15 protein-coding genes are annotated in these 18,886 nt (G+C 72.9%); 10 read left to right on the plus strand and 5 right to left on the minus strand.

Annotation, left to right across the window (positions count from 1 at the left end; genetic code table 11):
• A partial coding sequence (locus PYV61_RS07165) for a DUF3108 domain-containing protein (RefSeq protein WP_275829828.1) occupies window positions 1–752 on the plus strand: 752 nt, incomplete at its 5' end.
• Between the two features lie 83 nt (window positions 753–835).
• On the opposite strand, the gene PYV61_RS07170 is transcribed toward PYV61_RS07165, so the two are convergent.
• On the minus strand, window positions 836–1,057 hold the full coding sequence (locus PYV61_RS07170; protein ID WP_275829830.1) for a hypothetical protein: 222 nt from the start codon (window positions 1,055–1,057) through the stop codon (window positions 836–838).
• A gap of 254 nt (window positions 1,058–1,311) precedes the next feature.
• Between PYV61_RS07170 and lipA the strand changes: the two genes are divergently transcribed.
• The 4 genes from lipA (at window position 1,312) to PYV61_RS07190 (ending at window position 5,968) form a co-directional block, all read left to right on the plus strand.
• The gene (lipA, locus tag PYV61_RS07175; RefSeq protein WP_275829832.1) at window positions 1,312–2,220 is read left to right on the plus strand and encodes a lipoyl synthase; all 909 of its coding nucleotides are present in this window, start codon (window positions 1,312–1,314) and stop codon (window positions 2,218–2,220) included.
• A gap of 73 nt (window positions 2,221–2,293) precedes the next feature.
• On the plus strand, window positions 2,294–3,340 hold the full coding sequence (pdhA, locus tag PYV61_RS07180; RefSeq protein ID WP_275829834.1) for a pyruvate dehydrogenase (acetyl-transferring) E1 component subunit alpha: 1,047 nt from the start codon (window positions 2,294–2,296) through the stop codon (window positions 3,338–3,340).
• Window positions 3,327–4,493, plus strand: a complete 1,167-nt coding sequence (locus tag PYV61_RS07185; RefSeq protein ID WP_275829856.1) for a pyruvate dehydrogenase complex E1 component subunit beta — start codon at window positions 3,327–3,329, stop codon at window positions 4,491–4,493. Before pdhA ends, PYV61_RS07185 begins: the two co-directional genes overlap by 14 nt.
• 47 nt (window positions 4,494–4,540) lie before the next feature.
• Window positions 4,541–5,968: a pyruvate dehydrogenase complex dihydrolipoamide acetyltransferase gene (locus PYV61_RS07190; protein WP_275829836.1), complete on the plus strand. Its 1,428-nt coding sequence runs from the start codon at window positions 4,541–4,543 to the stop codon at window positions 5,966–5,968.
• A 55-nt stretch (window positions 5,969–6,023) separates the two neighbouring features.
• Here the strand turns inward: PYV61_RS07190 and PYV61_RS07195 are convergent, their stop codons facing one another.
• The 3 genes from PYV61_RS07195 to PYV61_RS07205 form a co-directional block, all read right to left on the minus strand.
• The gene (locus tag PYV61_RS07195; protein ID WP_275829838.1) at window positions 6,024–7,451 is read right to left on the minus strand and encodes a carboxypeptidase regulatory-like domain-containing protein; all 1,428 of its coding nucleotides are present in this window, start codon (window positions 7,449–7,451) and stop codon (window positions 6,024–6,026) included.
• A gap of 103 nt (window positions 7,452–7,554) precedes the next feature.
• Complete coding sequence (locus PYV61_RS07200; RefSeq protein WP_275829840.1) at window positions 7,555–8,991, minus strand: RagB/SusD family nutrient uptake outer membrane protein; 1,437 nt, start codon at window positions 8,989–8,991, stop codon at window positions 7,555–7,557.
• A gap of 3 nt (window positions 8,992–8,994) precedes the next feature.
• Window positions 8,995–12,024, minus strand: a complete 3,030-nt coding sequence (locus tag PYV61_RS07205; protein ID WP_275829842.1) for a SusC/RagA family TonB-linked outer membrane protein — start codon at window positions 12,022–12,024, stop codon at window positions 8,995–8,997.
• Window positions 12,025–12,434: 410 nt separating this feature from the next.
• Here PYV61_RS07205 and lpdA point away from each other — a divergent pair, with 410 nt between their 5' ends.
• The 5 genes from lpdA to PYV61_RS07230 all read left to right on the plus strand — a co-directional run bounded on the left by lpdA (window position 12,435) and on the right by PYV61_RS07230 (window position 18,458).
• On the plus strand, window positions 12,435–13,838 hold the full coding sequence (lpdA, locus tag PYV61_RS07210) for a dihydrolipoyl dehydrogenase (protein WP_275829844.1): 1,404 nt from the start codon (window positions 12,435–12,437) through the stop codon (window positions 13,836–13,838).
• Window positions 13,839–13,851: 13 nt separating this feature from the next.
• Window positions 13,852–15,003: a DUF3592 domain-containing protein gene (locus PYV61_RS07215; RefSeq protein ID WP_275829846.1), complete on the plus strand. Its 1,152-nt coding sequence runs from the start codon at window positions 13,852–13,854 to the stop codon at window positions 15,001–15,003.
• A gap of 22 nt (window positions 15,004–15,025) precedes the next feature.
• On the plus strand, window positions 15,026–15,805 hold the full coding sequence (gene lipB, locus PYV61_RS07220; RefSeq protein WP_275829848.1) for a lipoyl(octanoyl) transferase LipB: 780 nt from the start codon (window positions 15,026–15,028) through the stop codon (window positions 15,803–15,805).
• 84 nt (window positions 15,806–15,889) lie between these two features.
• Window positions 15,890–16,261 (plus strand): four helix bundle protein, encoded by a 372-nt coding sequence (locus PYV61_RS07225; RefSeq protein ID WP_275829850.1) that lies wholly within the window; start codon window positions 15,890–15,892, stop codon window positions 16,259–16,261.
• A 97-nt stretch (window positions 16,262–16,358) separates the two neighbouring features.
• Entirely contained in the window at window positions 16,359–18,458 is a 2,100-nt protein-coding gene (locus PYV61_RS07230) for an ATP-dependent helicase (RefSeq protein WP_275829852.1), read from the plus strand.
• 148 nt (window positions 18,459–18,606) lie between these two features.
• Here PYV61_RS07230 and PYV61_RS07235 read toward each other — a convergent pair.
• Window positions 18,607–18,886, minus strand: a 280-nt coding sequence (locus PYV61_RS07235) for a hypothetical protein (protein WP_275829854.1), incomplete at its 5' end; no start/stop codon positions are given.

Raw genomic sequence — 18,886 nt, forward strand, 5'->3', positions numbered from 1 at the left:
CCCGTGCCGGCTCGCAGCCGCCGACCGCGCCCGTGGCGTCGGCCGCCGCCGCCCCGCAGCCGGGGGCCGACGGCGCCCGCGCCGAGGTGCCGTGGCGCGTCGGCGAGCGCTCGCAGTACGACGTCCGCTTCGGGAAGGTGAAGGTCGGCAGCGGCTCGATCGAGGTCGTGCAGCTCGACGAGGTGCGCGGGCGCGAGGCCTGGCACACGCGCTTCCAGGTGCGCGGCGGGACCTTCTTCTACAAGGTCAACGACGTGCTCGAGAGCTGGTTCGACTCGCGCACCCTGGCCTCGCTGCGCTTCGTGAAGGACCAGGAGGAGGGGCGGAGCGACCGCGAGGTGCGCTACGAGATCTTCCCCGAGCGCACCGCCTTCCAGGAGGTCGGGCGCGAGGGGGGCGAGCAGCCCTCGGTCGCGCAGCCGCTCGACGACGGGTCGTTCTTCTTCTTCGTGCGCACGCTGCCGCTCGTGGTCGGGGAGACGTACGAGCTGCACCGGTACTTCAAGCCGGACCGGAACCCGGTGCGGATCCGGGTGCTGCGGCGGGAGAAGGTGAAGGTGCCGGCGGGGACCTTCGACGCGATCGTCGTCCAGCCGACCTTCCGCACGAAGGGGATCTTCTCGGAGAACGGGAAGGCCGAGGTCTGGCTGTCGGACGACGACCGGCGGATCGTGCTGCAGATGAAGTCGTCGCTCTCCTTCGGGTCGCTGAACATGTACCTGAAGAGCCACACGCCGGGCGGCGACGCCTAGGCGTCGCGACGGCAGACAACGACGCGGGGGGAGCGGCGATCGGCCGCTCCCCCCGCGTCGTGTGTCGGCGCCCCCGCCCCGGCTCAGACGTCGCCGGAGAACCGCTCGCGCCAGCGGCGCGCCGTGTCGGGGGAGAACAGGCGGACGAGCCCGTAGATCACGAAGCCGATCACCAGAATGACGAGGGCCTTGCCGAGGAGCCAGAAGAAGAGGCCCATCAGCGTGCCGAAGATGCCGAAGACGAGGCGGAGTGCGATGACGCCGAGGACGGCGAACAGGCCGATGGTGAAGACGGTGCGCAGCATGGGCGTGGGCTCGGTCGGGGGCGTGGGAGGGTCGCTGGGCACTCTACGGGAACGGGGCGTGCGCGGTTTCGCGGGCGTGGCGCGCGGCCGTGGCGCACGGCCGTGGTGCGCGGGCGGCTCCGCGACGCCCGGTGCCCGTTCCCGCCAAAACTGTCGTGAACGGTTACGCTCGGCTACCCCGGGGCGCGAGGGGTGTCTACCTTTCGCGGGCCACGGCGCCTGGGCACCGCGGCCTTTCCTCCGCCCCGCTCTCCATGGCCGAGCCGCTGTATCAGATCATGGGCCGCCACCGCCGCGAGCCGCTCCCCGAGCGGAAGCCGTCGTGGCTGAAGGTGAAGGCGCCCGGGGGCCCGAACTACCTCCGGCTGAAGCAGATGATGCGGGACCTGGACCTCCACACGGTGTGCGAGGAGGCCCACTGTCCCAACGTCGGCGAGTGCTGGGAGCACGGCACCGCGACGTTCATGATCCTGGGCGACGTCTGCACGCGGAACTGCGCCTACTGCGCGGTGGCCCACGGGCGTCCCCCCAAGTTCGACCCGGCGGAGCCGGACCGCGTCGCCGAGGCGTGCGCGCAGATGCAGCTCCGCCACGTCGTGCTCACCTCGGTCGACCGCGACGACCTCCCCGACTACGGGGCGTGGGCGTTCGCCGAGACGATCCGGCAGATCAAGGACCGCCTCCCCGACGCGTCGGTCGAGGTCCTCGTCCCCGACTTCCAGGGGAAGGAGGACTCGATCCGCACGGTGCTCGAGGCGAACCCCGACATCTACAACCACAACACCGAGACCGTCCCCCGCCTCTACAAGAAGTGCCGGCCGGGGGGCCGCTACGCGCGGGTGATGGAGATCTTCCGCACCGCCAAGCGCCTCGCGCCGCACATCCCGACCAAGACGGGGATCATCCTCGGGATGGGGGAGACGAACGAGGAGGTCGTGCAGGTGATGAAGGACCTGCGCGCGGTGGACGTGGACATCCTCACGCTCGGCCAGTACCTCCGCCCGTCCGACGGGCACGTGGCGCTCGACCGCTACGTCACCCCGGCCGAGTTCCGCTGGTTCTACGAGGTCGGCATGGCGCTCGGCTTCCGCCACGTGGAGAGCGGGCCGCTGGTGCGGTCGAGCTACCACGCGTGGGAGCAGGTGCAGGCGGCGGGCGTGTGACGCCCGCCGCCTGCACCCCGAGCCGGCCGCGCCGGCGAGGGGTCTCCTGAATCCCGCTTCCCTCCCCTCCCCCATGGCCAAGACCAAGAAGGGCGAGCCGCGCCCGGCGAACGCCGCGGCGCCCCAGAACGGCGCGCCGGCCGACGGCGACGACGCGGCGCTGAACCGCGAGCTGCTCCGCTCGATGCTCCTGCAGCGCCGCTTCGAGGAGCGCTGCGCCGAGGCGTACGCCATCGGCAAGATCGGCGGCTTCTGCCACCTCTACATCGGGCAGGAGGCGGTCAGCACCGGGAGCCTCTCGCTGCTGCGCGACGACGACTACGTCATCACCACCTACCGCGACCACGGCCAGGCGCTGGCGCGCGGGATCACGCCGCGGGCGGTGATGGCCGAGCTGTTCGGGCGGATCGACGGGTGCGCGCGCGGGAAGGGCGGCTCGATGCACATGTTCGACCGCAACACGAACTTCCTCGGCGGGCACGGCATCGTCGGCGGGCACGTCCCGATCGCGGCCGGCGTCGGCTTCGCCATCAAGTACCGCGGCGGCGACCAGGTCATCATCTGCTTCATGGGCGAGTCGGTGGTCAACACCGGCGCGTTCCACGAGGCGCTGAACATGGCGGGGCTGTGGAAGCTCCCCTGCGTGTTCCTGATCGAGAACAACCGCTACGGCATGGGCACGGCGCTGGAGCGCGCGAGCGCGATCCACGACATCCACGAGCGCGGCGCCGCGTACAACATGCACCGCGACTTCTGCGACGGGCAGGACGTGTTCGCGGTGCGCAAGACGGTCGGCGAGGCGATCGACCGGGCGCGGCGCGAGCAGCAGCCGACGCTGATCGACGTGCGCACCTACCGCTTCATGGGGCACTCGATGTCCGACGCGGTGAGCGGCACGTACCGCAGCAAGGCGGAGCTCGACGAGTACCTCAAGCGCGACCCGATCGCGCTGCTGCGCGCGCACATGCAGGACGCCGGGCAGATCACCGACGACGAGGTGCACGCGCTCGACGAGGAGATCAAGGGGATCGTGCAGGACTCGTGGGACTTCGCCGACGCCAGCCCCGAGCCCCCGCTCGAGGCGCTGTACGAGGACGTGTACGTGGATACGACGAGCTGAGGATGACCGCCAGCACCCCCGTCCGCGCGGCGCCCCCCGCCGCGGCGCGGCGCGAGCGTCGAGCGTCGAGCGCCGAGCGTGCGCCCCTCCCTCGACGCTCGCCGCTCGACGCTCGCGCTGCCGCCGCGATCGCGCGCGCCGGCCAACCCGTCACCCGACCGTCTTCGGAGCCATGCCGGTAATCACCTACCGCGACGCGCTCAACCAGGCGCTCCGCGAGGAGCTCCAGCGCGACGACCGCGTCTTCCTCATGGGCGAGGAGGTCGCCGTCTACAACGGCGCCTACAAGGTGTCGAAGGGGCTGCTGCAGGAGTTCGGCGAGATGCGCGTGGTCGACACGCCGATCACCGAGCTCGGGTTCGCCGGCGTGGGCGTCGGCGCGGCGATGGTCGGGCTGCGCCCGGTCATCGAGTTCATGACCTGGAACTTCGCCCTGCTGGCGATCGACCAGGTGGTGAACGCGGCCGCCAAGATGCTCTACATGTCGGGCGGCCAGTACCCGATGCCGATCGTCTTCCGCGGCCCCAACGGCGCCGCGCTCCAGCTGTCGGCGCAGCACTCGACCGCGTGGGAGAGCTGGCTCGCCCACATCCCCGGGCTCAAGGTCGTCGCCCCGGGCACGCCGTACGACGCGAAGGGGCTGCTCAAGGCGGCCATCCGCGACGACAACCCGGTGTGCTTCCTCGAGGGGGAGATGCTGTACAACACCAAGGGCGAGGTGCCCGAGGAGGAGTACGTCATCCCGCTCGGCAAGGCCGACCTGAAGCGCGAGGGGGACCACGCGACGATCGTCACGTGGGGGAAGATGGCGCTGGTGGCCGTGCAGGCCGCCGACCAGCTGGCCAAGGAGGGGATCCGCGTCGACGTGGTCGACCTCCGCACGGTGCGCCCGGTCGACACCGAGGCCGTCTACGCCTCCGTGCGCAAGACCAACCGCTGCGTGGTGCTCGAGGAAGGGTGGGAGCACAGCGGCGTCGGCGCGCAGGTGGTCGACTACGTGCAGCGCGAGTGCTTCGACCACCTGGACGCGCCGGTGCTGCGCGTGCACCAGGCCGACGTGCCGATGCCGTACGCGAAGCAGCTCGAGAAGGCGGCGAAGCCCGACGTCCCCAAGACGATCGCGGCCATCAAGCGGGTCATGTACCTCGACTGATCCACTTCGGGCCGCGCAGCCGCGCCGCCCTTCCACCAGGCTGAGATATGGCGACCAAGGTGATGATGGAGGCACTCTCCCCGACCATGGAGGAGGGGCGCCTCGTGAAGTGGCTCAAGAACGAGGGCGACGCGGTCAAGTCGGGCGACACGCTGGCCGAGGTCGAGACCGACAAGGCCATCATGGAGCTGGTCGCGCGCGGCGACGGCGTGCTGCGCGCGCGCCTGCTCCCCGAGGGGGAGGGCGCGCCGATCGGCCAGCTGATCGGCGTCATCGCCGGCGCCGACGAGGACATCTCGGCGCTCACCGGCGGCGCGGCCCCGGCGCCCGCGGCCCCCGCCACCGGGGCGCCCGCCGGCGGCGCGGTGCAGCTCTCCCCCGAGAGCATCCAGGCCGGCACCAGCGGCCCGTCGTCGATCCCCGCCACGCCGGCGCAGGCGCAGGGCGAGGCGTCGACCCCGCCGCAGGAGAAGGGGGGCGAGGCCGCGCACGCGCCGCGCACGCCGATGCCGCAGGCCGGCGAGCACGCGAGCGAGCAGGCGCCGCACGCCGCCGACACCGGCGGCCGCGTGCTGTCGTCGCCGCTGGCGCGCCGCATGGCCAGCGAGGCCGGCGTCGAGCTCGAGGCGATCCGCGGCTCGGGGCCGAACGGGCGCATCGTGCGCAAGGACGTCGAGGCGGCGGCCAGCGGCCCCCGCCCCGCCGCCGCGCCGGCGGCGGAGGCCGCGGCCCCCGCCGCCCCGGCCGCGCAGGCGCCCGCCCCCGCGGCGGCCGCCGTTCCCGCCCCGGCCGCCGGCGACTTCGCCGACGTGCCGCTCACCAACATCCGCAAGACGATCGCGCGGCGCCTGTCGGAGAGCATCGGGCCGATCCCGACGTTCTACCTTACCGCGGAGTTCGACATGGAGAAGGCCGCCGAGCTGCGCACGCAGCTCGCGGCGATGGGCGACGAGTACAAGGCGTCGTTCAACGACATCGTGCTCAAGGCCACCGCGGTCGCGCTCACGATGCAGCCCGAGTGCAACGCGCACTGGCTCGGCGACCGGATCCGCACCTTCTCCCGCGTGCACCTCGGGATGGCGGTGGCGATCGAGGAGGGGCTCATCACGCCCGTCATCTTCGACGCCGACCGCAAGCGGCTCGGGCAGATCTCGAAGGAGGCGAAGGCGCTGGCCGGCCGCGCCCGCGAGCGCAAGCTGAAGCCCGAGGAGTACACGGGCTCCACCTTCTCCGTGTCGAACCTCGGCATGTTCGGGATCGACCAGTTCACGGCGATCATCAACCCGCCCGAGGCCGGGATCCTGGCCATCGGCGCGATCGAGGAGAAGCCGGTCGTGGTCGACGGGCAGGTGGCGGTGCGCAAGCGCATGCGCGTCACCATGAGCTGCGACCACCGCATCATCGACGGCGCGCTCGGCGCCAAGTTCCTGCAGACGCTGCGCAAGCTCGTCGAGAACCCGCTGATGCTCCTGTAGTCGCGCTGAGCGCGGCGAAGCGCCTCTCTACGCTTGCGTCTTCGGGGGCGCGACCCTAGCGGTCGCGCCCCCGTCGCGTCCAGATCAGCACCACCCCGCACCCCGCGTCCGGCGGCGCGAACTCGGGCGGGATCCCGGCCAGCGTGGCGTGCACCTCGATCCCGTAGATGTCGCTCGGCCGGATGACGTTCTCCAGCGGCTGCCCGACGTCGGTCGCCCACCGCACGCCGTCGACGTAGACGGCGGCGCGGCACGACGCGTTGGTGATCGGGCCGGTGAGCGCGCGTGGCACCGAGATCTGCGTCGCGCCGAACTGGTCGCCGCTCGCGCTCCCCGGCACCAGCCGCACCCCGGGCACCATCGCCACCGCCTCCAGCGTGTTGCCCGGGCGCCACTTCTCGAGCATCTCGCGGGTGACGAAGCGCCCCGCCCCGCGCGTCCGCCGCGCGTCGAAGCCGGCCAGCATCGCCGACGGGCGGCGCGCCGTGACGTGCGAGGTCGCGAGCACGGTCGCGTCGGCGCCGAGGGTGAGCACGAGCGACGCGCCGCGGCCGGCCGCCGCCGCCACCCGCGCCCGCACCGGCCGGAAGCCGATCGCGCGCGCCTCGACCAGCACGTCGCCGGGGGGCACGCCGCGCAGCGCGAGCGCGCCGTCGGCGCCCGTCACCACCGCCGGCGACGTGTCGCGTCCGGCGATCACGCGCACCTCCGCGCCCTGCGCCGGGCTCGCGTCGGGGTCGGGCGTCAGCACCCGCCCGCGCAGCACCGCCGTGGTCGCGCCCTCGGCGTCGCCCGCCTCGCGCGGCGGGAGCGCCAGCCGCGTCAGCGCGACCTCGCGGCCGAGGAAGGAGATCTCCGCGACGGCGACGGCCCCGTCGGCCCCCTCCGCGCGCACCTCGAGCGGGACGTCGGTCGGGACGTCGCACAGCCGGAACGCGCCCTCCGCGTCGACCGCCGCCGTCGCCGAACGCGGCGTGCGCGTGAGCCCCCCGCGCCCGAGCGACAGCACCACCCACGACGCCGTGACGCGCGCCGGCGCCTCTCCGGCGGCGCCGCCCGAGTCGGCGCGCCCGAGGAGGCCGAGGAGCAGCCCCGTGCGCGCCTCGGGCGGGGCGGCCGCCGGGCAGAGCGCGGCGCGGCCGCGCGCGCCGTCCGGGGTCGCGAGCACCACCGACGTCTCGGCGCCCGGCGCCACGTCCACCGTCGCCACGGGCGCGCCGATGCGCTGCGCGTGCAGCGCCGGGTGCACGAAGGTGACGCGGTGCCGCCCGGGGGGCACGGAGTCGAAGCGGAAGCGGCCGTCGGCGCCGGTGTACGTGGTCAGCGTCGTGCCGTCGATCCACACCTCGGCGGCGGCCAGCGGCCCGCCGCCGAGCAGGCTGTCGTGGACCGCGCCCAGCAGGCGGCCGGGCGCCGCCGCGCCCTGCGCCGCGGCGGGCGCGGGGAGGGCGAGCAGGACGGCGAGGAGCACACGCGCGCGCACGGTCCGAATGTGCGGCGCGCGGGCCGGAACGACAACCGGCCGGCCCCGCGAGGGGACCGGCCGGCCGTCGACGTTCCGTTCGGATCGGCGCGTCAGCGCGCGATCACGGGCAGCCCGGGCCCTTGAGGGCCGGGTCGCCGGTGCGGTCGCGGTAGACGCACTCGGCCTGCGGGATCACCTGACGGCTCGCGACGGTGAAGCCCTGGCCGCCCGCGGGGAGCGTGTTCAGGCGGCCGAAGCGGCGCACGTCGATCCAGCGGTGCCCCTCGAGCAGGAGCGACAGGCGGCGCTCGGCGAGCAGCTGGTCGACGAAGCCGGCGTCGTTCGCGGCCTGGGTGTAGCGGTTCCCCGTGGCGCCGCCGGCGACCTGCGCGACGCGGTTGAGGATGGCCGTCGCGCCCGTCCGGTCGCCCGTGTACCACAGGGCCTCGGCGCGGAGGAGCCAGAGCTCCTCGTTGTCGATGATCGGGATCGGCGTCGTGTTCTCCGGATAGATGTTGAAGATCCGGGTGCTGACGTCCGAGTTGGTCTGCGAGCGCGACGGCGCCGCCACCGACGCCGTGGTCACGCGCGTGTCGGTCTGCGGCACGCTGGCGTCCGTGAACAGCGTCATGTTCACGTACATGTCGTTCCGGTTCGCCCACAGCCCGTTGGTCGCGTCGCCCGCGGCCGTCGAGAAGATGTTGTAGACGCCCAGGTCGAGGTTGCCGGCCGTGAGGTCGGCGGTGATGAAGCTCTGCCCCAGCGCCGTCAGCGCGGCCTGGTAGCAGGTCTGGCCGCAGCCGATCGAGGCGCGGTACGCCTCGACGCGCGCCTTGAGCGCCCGGTTGACCTGGCGGAAGGTCGTCGGCGTGGTGAAGCCGGTGAACCCGCCGCCCGTCGTCGGGAGCGCGAACGGGAAGGTGCTCCCGCCCGCGTTCAGGCTCGCGAGCCCGGCGTCGAGGGTGTTGGTGATGTAGCGGAACGCCGAGTCGCGCGAGACGACCGGGGCGACCGCCTGCGGGTCGTCCGGGACCTCGACCGCGATGCCGAGGTCGTTGCGGGTGTTGATGAGATAGAGGAGCTGGAGCGCCTCCATCGTCTGGCCGAACCCGCGCGCCGCGGCCGCCTGCTGCGTGCTCAGCGCGCTCCCCGCGGCCGTGATGGACGCGTAGAAGTTCTTGATGTTGCGCAGGTTCGTGTAGCGCACGCCCCAGGTGCCGCCGGCGCCGAACGACGTGTTGTCGTTGTAGTCGCGGAAATAGCCCGTGACCCAGCGCCCGTCCTGCAGCTGGAAGAAGTACGCCTCGCGGCCGAACAGCGCGACGTCGCGGATGTAGCCGAGGGTGTTGTCGCGCTCCGAGGCCACGATGCCCGTGGCCTGGAGCTGGAGGGCGCCGAGCGGGTTCGACGCCGCGCCCTCCGGGGTGACGTTGATCGGGTTGGCCGTGACCAGCTGCTTGTCGGTGCAGCCCGCGGCGAGCGCGCCGGCGGCCAGCACCGCCGCGGCGCGGCGCACGGAGCCCGTGAGGTTCGTGGGAATCATGTGGGTCGCGCGCATGGATTAGAAGCCGAGGTCGAACTGGAGCGAGAACGAGCGCACCGACGGGAACGGCGCCAGGTCGATGAACCGGTTCAGGTTCGTGTTGGCGAAGTTGTTGAACTCGGGGTCGTAGCCCCAGTAGTCCGTCAGCATGAGCAGGTTGCGGCCCTGCAGGCTCACGCGCAGCGAGTTCGCGCGGAGGCGGCGGGCGAAGCTCTGCGGCGCGTCGTACGCGACCGAGACCTCGCGGAGGCGGACGTTCGAGCCGTCCTCGAGGTACACGCGGGCGTCGCTGCCGTTCGCCCACGCGAGGTTGTTGTACAGCCCCTTCGCCATCCCGGAGACCGGCGAGGCGTCGTCGTAGTCGCGCGAGGTGCCGCCCTCGTCGTAGAGGGTGTGCGTCATGTTCGCGACGAGCCCGCCCTTCCGCCAGTCGACGAGCGCGGACGCCGTGAAGCGCCCGAACTGCACCGAGTTGTTGAAGTTCATCAGGAAGTCGGGGTTCGCGTCACCCAGGATGGTGTCGCGGACCACGTAGTTCGTCCCGCTGGTGGCGGTGGGGTTCTTCGCGAAGTACCCCTCCTCGAGCGTCTCGAGGGTCGTCGGGTTGAGCGGCGCGTTGCCCCAGATGAGCGTCGTCCGGTAGCCCGAGGCGAGCACGTTGCGGCCGAACGCGGCGCCGAACGAGCCCGGCACGGTGAAGCGCGGGATCGAGGCCGGCAGCGCGTTCACTTCCTGGCGGTTCGCCTGGAAGTTGATGCGCGACGTCCAGGTGGCCGCCCGGTTCTGGACCGGGATCATCTGCAGGCCGAGCTCGAGGCCGCGGTTCGCCAGCTCGCCCGTGTTGAGCACGAGCTGCGTGAAGCCCGACGACGGCGCGGCCGGCGCCGTGAACAGCAGGTCGGTGATCGTGCGGTCGTAGACGGTCGCCTCGAGCACCGCGCGGCCGCCGAAGCCCTGCAGGTCGGCGCCGAACTCGGTCTCGCGCAGGCGCTCCGGCTTGATGCCCGGGTTGTTCACCGTGGCCGGGCGGACGAGCGACGTCTGGCCGCCGATCGCGTTGCCCGAGCCGAGCACGAGGAAGCGGTCGGTGAAGCGCGGGCGGTTGCCCGTGAAGCCGATGCTGCCGCGGAACTTGACGTTGTCGAGCGCCGGGATGAACGGCGTGTCGAGCAGGTACGACAGCGAGGCGCGCGGGAACGCGTACCACTTCGACACGTCGCCGTACGAGCTGGAGCGGTCGACGCGGACGCCGCCGTTGATCGCCAGCCTCTCGTTGAGCGCCAGGATCTGCTCGGTCACCGTCGCGAACTGGTCGCGGAAGATGAAGCCGTCCGCCTCGGTCGTCAGCGACTGCGCGGCGCCGGCGACGAGCGGGTTCGTGATGCCGGGCTGCACGCCGCGGGCGCGCACGCGCCCGAGGTTCATCCCCTGCCGCTCGTAGCCCGCGCCGGCCGCCGTCGTGAACGACGCCCAGGTGCCCGGCGTCCACGTGTGCGTGAGGTTGGCGTTGGCGTTGTAGTTCAGCTGGCGGATGTCCGTGAAGACCAGCGTGCCGAGGAAGTTGTCGTTCGGCTCGAACTGCAGGAACGCGGGCGAGCGGATGTCGCCCTCCTGCTGGAACCGGTCGAAGCCGCCCTGGACGTTCAGCGCCAGGCGGTGCCGGTCGGTCTCGATCGCGTTGTACGTGACGTTGCCGGAGCCCGTCGAGCGGTAGACCTGCTCGTTGGCCTTGACGTACTCGAAGCTCTGGAACGGGTTCGAGGTCGCCGAGCCGCCGCCGTTGAACGGGTTGACCGGGTAGTTGCCGTCCGCGTCCTTCTGGGAGAGGTCGATCACCCAGGGGGCGTACGCGAAGTTGTAGATCGGGCTGATGCCCGCGTTGTCGTTGTTCGAGAAGCCGCGGTTCAGGTCGTTGCGCGTGACGTTGATGCCGAGCGACGCGCGCAGCCGCGACGAGAACTGCTGGTCCACGTTGAAGCGGCCGGCCTGCAGGTCGCGGCCCGTGCGGGGCGCGAGGCCGGTCTCGTGGTCGTTGGTCAGCGACGAGAAGAACTGCGTCCGGTCGTTGCCGCCCGACAGCGAGAGGATCGTCGCGTACGACGGGCTCCGGTTGTCGTACAGCTCCTTCTCGAGGTCGTAGTTCTGCGGGATCTGGCCGCTCGGGAAGAGCGCGTTCAGCGTCTCCTCGGCGCTCTCGCCGTTGCCGTACGGCAGGTCGACGATCTGGTCGACCGACGTGAACTTGCGCTGCCCGATGCTGCGGAGCGCGTTCTGCGTGCCGACGCGCTGCACGAGGTTGACCTTGGTCGACCCGGCCGCGCCGCGCTTGGTGCGGATGACGACGACGCCGTTCGAGGCGCGCGACCCGTAGAGCGCCGTCGCGGCCGCCGACTTCAGGACCTCGACGCTCTCGATCTCGTTCGGGTTGAGGTCGGAGAGGCGGTTGACGACGGCGTCCTGCGAGCCGCCGATGCCGCCGCCGGCCTGCGTGATCGAGTTGGCGCCCGAGGAGTAGCCCTCGTTGGAGAAGATCACGCCGTCGACGACGATCAGGGGCTGGCCGTTGCCGAGCACCGACGTCACGCCGCGGATCTGGATCTGGCCGCCGCCGCCCGGGGCGCCCGAGTTCATGTCGATCTTGGCGCCGAGGACCTTGCCCTGGAGCGCCTGGTCGATGGACTGCGAGGGCGCGCGCGTGACCTCGGCCGCGTTCACGACGCTGACCGCCGTGGTCGCGTTGCGCGTGCTCAGCGTGGTGGTCTGGCCCGTGATGACGACCTGCTCCAGCTGGAGGACGTCGCGCGTCAGGGCGACGTTGACCTCGGCCTGGCCGGCCGTGAGGGCGACCTCCCGCTGCTGGTAGCCGATGCGGCGGAAGCGGAGCGTCCCGCCCGCCTGCGGCACGACGACGGTGAACTGCCCCTGCTCGTTGGTGAGGGCGCCGGCGGTGGTCCCGACGACCTGCACGGTGACCGCCGAGAGCGGCTCGCCGGTCGACGCGGTGACCCGGCCGGTGACGCGGCGCTGCGCGGCAGCCTCCGGCGCCACGATGGCGACCGCTGCGAGCGCAGGGAGCGTCGCACGAAGTCGATTCACAAGTCCTCCTACAGGGTGGTGTGCGGGCCGCCCCGGGAGGGGGCGGCCGGATGCCGCGGTGTGGACGCGGCGCTGCGGCGCGAACGCCGTTCACTGCGGGCGCCGGCCGGGGGGAATGGCGGCCGCCTCCCGGTCAGGGGGGTCGGGCCGTCCAGCACGGCAGCGCAGCCCCGACCTCCGGACGGAAGCGGGCCTAACGCCTCTAGACCCCGGCTCGTCACGGCCGGTCACCGGGCCATGACGAAATTCGGAAGAATCGCGGACAGTCCGCCGGCGCCCCCTCCCCCCGCCCGCGCCCGACTAGATTCGTCGGCGGCGCGGGGCCCCGAGCCCGCCGCGCCCCTCCCCACCCTCCCGCGACCATGGCATCGTACGACGTCATCATCCTGGGCGGCGGCCCGGCCGGCTACGTGTGCGCCATCCGCTGCGCCCAGCTCGGCCTCTCCACCGCGATCGTCGAGCGGGAGGCCCTCGGTGGCACCTGCGTCCTCTGGGGCTGCATCCCCGCCAAGGCCCTCCTCGAGAGCGCGGCGCTGGCCAACAAGATCCGCCACGCCAAGGACTTCGGCATCACCGTCGGCGACGTCTCGTTCGAGTACGGCACCGCCATGAAGCGGTCGCGCGCCGTCTCGACGCAGAACTCGAAGGGCGTCGAGTTCCTGATGAAGAAGAACAAGGTGACCTACCTGAAAGGCACGGCGAAGCTCACCGGCCCGAAGGCGGTCACCATCACCGGCGCCGACGGCAAGGCGGAGAAGCACGACGCGAAGAAAGCGGTCGTGATCGCCACCGGCTCGCGCGTCCGCGGCCTCCCGCAGGCCGGGCTGGCGCTCGACAAGAAGGTCGTCCTGTCGTCCGACGAGGTGCTCGTCCTCGAGCAGGCCCCGAAGACGATGGCCGTGATCGGCGCCGGCGCCGTCGGCTGCGAGTTCGCCGACGTGTTCAACGCCTTCGGCACCAAGGTCACCCTCGTCGAGGTCGCCCCGACGATCCTCCCCCTCGAGGACGCCGACTGCTCCGCCGAGGTGGCGAAGTCGTTCAAGAAGCGCGGGATCGACGTGCACACGTCGGCCAAGATCGGCGACGTGAAGGTCGGCGCCGACTCAGCGTCGATGACCGTCGAGGTGGGCGGGAAGAAGGAGACGCTGACGGTCGAGAAGGTTCTCGTCGCCGCCGGCCGCGCCCCGAACGTCGAGGAGGTCGGGCTCAAGGAGCTCGGCGTGCAGCTCACCGAGCGCGGCTTCGTCAAGATCGACGAGCGCTTCGAGACGAGCGTGAAGGGGATCTACGCCATCGGCGACGTCGCCGGGAACCAGATGCTCGCCCACAAGGGGCAGCGCGAGGGGCACGTGCTCGCCGACCTGCTCGGCGGCGCGCACACGCACCCGGTCAACTACAAGAACGTCCCGAGCTGCACCTACTGCCACCCGGAGGTCGCGTCGATCGGCCTCACCGAGGCGCAGTGCAAGGAGCAGCAGCTCGACTACAAGGTCGGCAAGTTCCCCTTCAGCGCCAACGGGCGCGCGCGCACGTCCGGGGAGACCGAGGGCTTCGTGAAGATCATCCGCGACGCGAAGTACGGGGAGATCCTCGGCGCCCACATCGTCGGCCCGCACGCCACCGAGATGATCCACGAGCTGGTGGTGGCGCGGGAGAACGAGTACACGGTCGAGGAGATCGACCTGGCGATCCACGCGCACCCGACGCTGTCGGAGGCGGTCGCCGAGGCGGTGCTCGACTCGATGGGCAAGATGCTGCACGCGTGAGCCGGACCGGCGCGTGAGCGCGCGGCCGGGCCGCGTCGGGGGCTTCGCGATCCCGCTCGGGCTGTTCCTGCTCGTCGGGGTCGCGCTGTGGGGGTGGAACGCCTGGCGCCTGGTGCGCGGGCGGGCCACCCCCGCGGTCGTCGTGTCGTCGTCGGTCGCCACGTCGAGCGGGCGGAGCGGCACGACGTACCGCCCGGCGGTGTCGTACCGCTACGTCGCCGCCGACTCGGAGCGGGTGGGGACGGCGGTGCTCCCCGGACGCGGCGAGGGGCGCGGGCGCGCGTGGGCGGAGCGCATCGCGGCGCGCTTCGCCGCGGGGGACTCGACGGTCGCGTACGTCGACCCGTCCGACCCGTCCGACGCCTACCTGGTGCGGCAGCCGAGCGCCGGGGTGCTCCTGCTGATCGCGGCGCCCCTCGCGGTCATCGGGCTGCTGCTGGTCGACGGGCCGGTGGGCTCGGTCGGGGACCCGATGCCGCCCCCCGACCCGGCCCCGGCCGGCCCGGACAGCTGGGTGCAGGCGCTGCGCGACGACCCGGCGCTGGCCGCCAACGCGGTCGCGCGCGCGACGGGCCGCTGGCGCCCGGTCGCGCTGGGGGTGCTGGGCGCGCACCTGGTGCTCGTCGCGTGGTGCGCGGCCGGGGAGCCGGGGCTCGGCGACACGCTCGCCGCCGTGTGGCGGTCCACGCTCGGCGACGGCTTCTTCGTGTTCGACCTCGCGGCGCTCGTCGGCGCCGCCTGGTACCTGCGGCGGCAGCGGGTCGCGGCGGCGCGCACGGCCGCCCGCGTCCGCGGCGCGCGGGTGATGCTCGACCGGCCGGAGGTCCGCATCGGCGCGGCCGTCAACGCGGCGCTGCAGCCGATGCTGGTGCGGGGCGACGCCGCGATGCGCGACGCGACGCTGACGCTGGAGCGCGAGACGCGCGAGGGGCCGTCGGGAAAGGTGCGCCACCGCGACGCGCACCCGCCGCTGGACGCCGGCGGCGGGAGCGGCGGCGAGGCGACGTCCGCGGCGACCTGGGTCCTGCCGGCGCACGCGATCGCGTCGAGCACGCGCCCGGACGAGACGCCGCGCACGGCGTGGGCGTTCGTGGCGCGGCTGCGCTTCACGGACGGGCACGAGGCGACGCTGCGCTTCCCGGTGCGGGTGCACCCGGTGCGGTAGGCGGCCCCGCTAGATTCCGGGCATGGCCGCGCCGCCCCGCCTCTTCGTCGTCCACCTCGGGACGCTGCCGTACGCCGAGGCGCTGGAGCTGCAGCGCGCGGTCGCGCGCGCGCGCATCTCGGGCGCGATCGCCGAGGACGTGCTGCTGCTCGTCGAGCACCCGCCGGTGTTCACGCTGGGGCGCTCCACCAAGACGACCAGCCTGCCGCTGTCGCCCGAGGCGCTGCGCGAGCGCGGCGTCGAGGTGTACGAGATCGAGCGCGGCGGCGACGTGACGTTCCACGGCCCGGGGCAGCTGGTCGGCTACCCGATCGTCGACCTCAAGCGCCACCGCAAGGACCTGCACTGGTACCTGCGGCAGGTCGAGGAGGCGCTGTTCGAGGGGATCGCGCCGTTCGGGCTCGCGGGCGTGCGCGAGGCGGGCTACACGGGCGTGTGGATCGAGCGCGGCGGCGGGCGCCGCAAGCTCGCGTCGATCGGCGTGCACGCGCGCGACTGGGTGACGTGGCACGGCTTCGCGCTGAACGTGACGGAGGAGCCGCTGCGGTTCTTCGACCTGATCGTGCCGTGCGGGATCGCGGGGGTCGAGATGACGGCGGTGGCGCGCGAGGCGGGGCGGGCGGTCGGCGTGGCGCAGGTGGCGCAGCAGGTGGCGCGGGGGTTCGGGCGGGTGTTCGGGCTCGTTCCCGTGACGCTGACGGTCGGGGAGTTGAGGGAGAGGCTCGAAGGGGCGAGTTCGGGTGGGGCGAACTCGGAGACGGCGAACTCGGGGACAGCGAACTCGGGTACCACGAGGGAGTAGCGGGTCTGGGGTCGGGCGTCGGAAGGAGCCGCGACGCGGAGATCGGGTACGACCGGGGGAGGCGCGTGCGCGCATGTTCAGCCCATGCCGCCCTCCGGATTCCGCCACCTGCGCGTCTGGCAGAAAGCGTCGAAGTTGACGGAGGGCGTTCGGCCGCTCGCGGAGGAGCTTCGACGAACCGGGCGACCGCACCTGGCCGACCAGCTCGTACGCGCTGCGACGTCGGTGCACGCGAACATCGCGGAGGGCAACGGCCGCGAGTCGCTGCGGGACCGGGCGCGGTTCCTCACCATCGCCTGGGGCTCGCTCCTCGAGGTCGAAGCGCTGCTCGTCGAGGCCGCAGCCGACCGCCGAGTCGCGCCGCTGGTCGCGCCCTGCCAGCCGCACGCGCGCCACACGGGGCGTCTCCTGGCCGGACTCCGCCGGAGCATCCGCACATCAGGTCGAGCCTCGTAGCTCGCGAGCTCGCAGTTCCCGGATTCGCAGTTCCCGGATTCGCAGTTCCCGGATTCGCCCCATCCGACCTCGCCCTTTCGGTCTATATTCCGGGTCCATGTCCGCCCCCCGCGTCTACGTCCCCCGCCCGCGCGCCGTCGCCGCCCCCGCGGCGCGCGACCTCGCCGCGGAGCTCAACCCCGCGCAGCGCGAGGCCGCCGAGCACGGGGACGGGCCGCTGCTGGTCATCGCCGGCGCCGGGACCGGGAAGACGCGCACGCTCATCCACCGCGTGGCGCACCTGCTGGCGCGCGGGGTCCCCGCCGAGCGGGTCCTGCTGCTGACGTTCACGCGCCGGGCCGCGCAGGAGATGCTGGCGCGCGTCGAGCGGCTGGTCGGCTCCGAGGGCCGGCGGGTGCACGGCGGGACGTTCCACGCCACCGCGCACCGGCTGCTGCGGCGCTTCGGGGAGTCGGCCGGGATCGCGCGCGACTTCACGATCATGGACCAGGGGGACGCCGAGGACCTGATGCAGCTCTCGCGCGCCGCGCTGGGGCTCGGCGACGCGCGGCGGCGCGCGGGCGACCCGCCGACCAAGCGGTTCGCCAAGAAGGAGACGCTGCACGCCGTCTACTCGCGCCACGTGAACACGGGGCTCGAGCTGGAGCACATCCTCGGGCGCGACTACCCGCAGTTCGCCGAGCGGGTGGACGACTTCAAGCGCGTGTACGCCGACTACGTGACGCGCAAGGCGCAGCGCAACCTCGTCGACTACGACGACCTGCTGCTCTTCTGGGCCGGGATGCTCGACGCGCCGGAGCTGGGGGCGGCGATCGCCGGGCTGTACGACCACGTGCTCGTCGACGAGTACCAGGACACCAACGTGCTGCAGGCGCGCGTGCTCCGCGGGATGACGCGGCACCACCGGAACCTCACGGTGGTCGGCGACGACGCGCAGAGCATCTACGCGTTCCGCGGGGCGCACTTCCGCAACATCCTCGACTTCCCGCAGCAGTACCCGGGGACGCGGATGGTGACGCTGGAGCAGAACTACCGATCGACGCAGCCGATCCTCGACACCTCCAACGAGCTGATCTCGCGCGCCGAGGAGCGCTTCTCCAAGCGGCTGTGGACCGACCGCGTGGGCGGCGAGAAGCCGTGGCTGGTGAGCGCGCGCGACGAGGGGGAGCAGACGCGCTTCGTCGTCGACCGCGTACTCGAGCTGCACGAGGAGGGGGTGCCGCTGCGCGAGATGGCGGTGCTCTTCCGCGCCGGCTACCTGTCGGCCGACCTCGAGATCGAGCTGACCGCGCGCAACGTCCCGTACGAGAAGTGGGGCGGACTGAAGTTCCTCGAGGCGGCGCACGTGAAGGACGTGCTGGCGTTCCTGCGCGTGCTCGAGAACCCGCGCGACGAGGTCTCGTGGTACCGCCTGCTGCTCCTGCTCCCGGGCGTCGGGGACGTGGGCGCGCGGGCGGCGATCGACGCCGTGGGCGGGGCGGGGTGGGAGGCGGCGGGGCTCTCGAAGTGGACGCCGCCGCCCAAGGCGCGCGAGTGGGTCGGGCGCCTCGCCGCGATGCTCGGGGAGCTGACGCGCGCGGTGCGGCGCGCGACCCCCGACCTCGGCGCCGAGATCGGGATGATCCGCCGCATGTACGACGCGCTGCTGCGCGAGCGCTACGACAACCCCGAGGCGCGCCTGGCCGACCTGGAGCAGCTGCAGACGATCGCCGCGGGCTACCCCGACCGCGCCGCGTTCCTGTCGGCGCTCGCGCTCGAGCCGCCGAGCGCGACGCAGGACCTCGCGGGGGGCGAGACGACCGGCGAGGACGACGCCCTGGTGCTCAGCACCGCGCACTCCGCCAAGGGGAAGGAGTGGGACGCGGTCTTCCTGATCTGGGCGGCCGACGGGATGTTCCCGCTCGCGCGCGCGGCGGGCGACCCCGACCAGCTCGAGGAGGAGCGGCGGCTCATGTACGTCGCCCTCACCCGCGCGCGGCGCGACCTGTACGTGGTCTACCCGATGAACGCCTACCCGTCGCGCATCGGGGCGGACTACTCGATGGACCAGCTCACGCGCTTCCTCGACCGCGGCGTGCGGGCGACGATGCAGCGGGTGGTGGTCGGGAGCGCGGGCGCCGAGGCGGCGCCCCCACCGCCGCCGTCGTCGGTCGGGCTCGATCTGCGCGCGCTGCTGCGGGGGAAGTTCAGTACCTGAGTCGTCGGCGGCCGCCCTCTCGGCTGGCGGGCCGCGACCACTCGTCTGGAATCGGATGAGACGGATCAGATCGGATCCGTCTCATCCGATTCCTACACGAGACGTCGGACTCCGCTGGACGCGACGCCGCTCGCCGATCGCGCGGGACCTACGGAGCAGCCCGCACCCACGCCCGCAGCGTGTCGTACGGCGCCTCCCGCTTCGCCCGCGCGACCGCGATCACGCGCGCCACCGCGCGCCGCAGGTCCCCGCCCTCCCGCGCCAGCGCCCCCTCGAACAGCTCCAGCTCGCGCGCGTACGTGCGCCGCGCCAGCAGCGCCGGGCCGTCGCGCGCGCCGCGCGCCGCCCACGCCGCCGCGCGCTCGGTGCCGAGCGCCGAGTGCCGCGGGCCGACCGAGTCGGCGAGCAGCCGCCGCGCGCGCGCGAAC

It is taken from the genome of Roseisolibacter sp. H3M3-2, assembly GCF_029211165.1.
In the GTDB taxonomy this organism is placed as follows: Bacteria; Gemmatimonadota; Gemmatimonadetes; order Gemmatimonadales; family Gemmatimonadaceae; genus Roseisolibacter.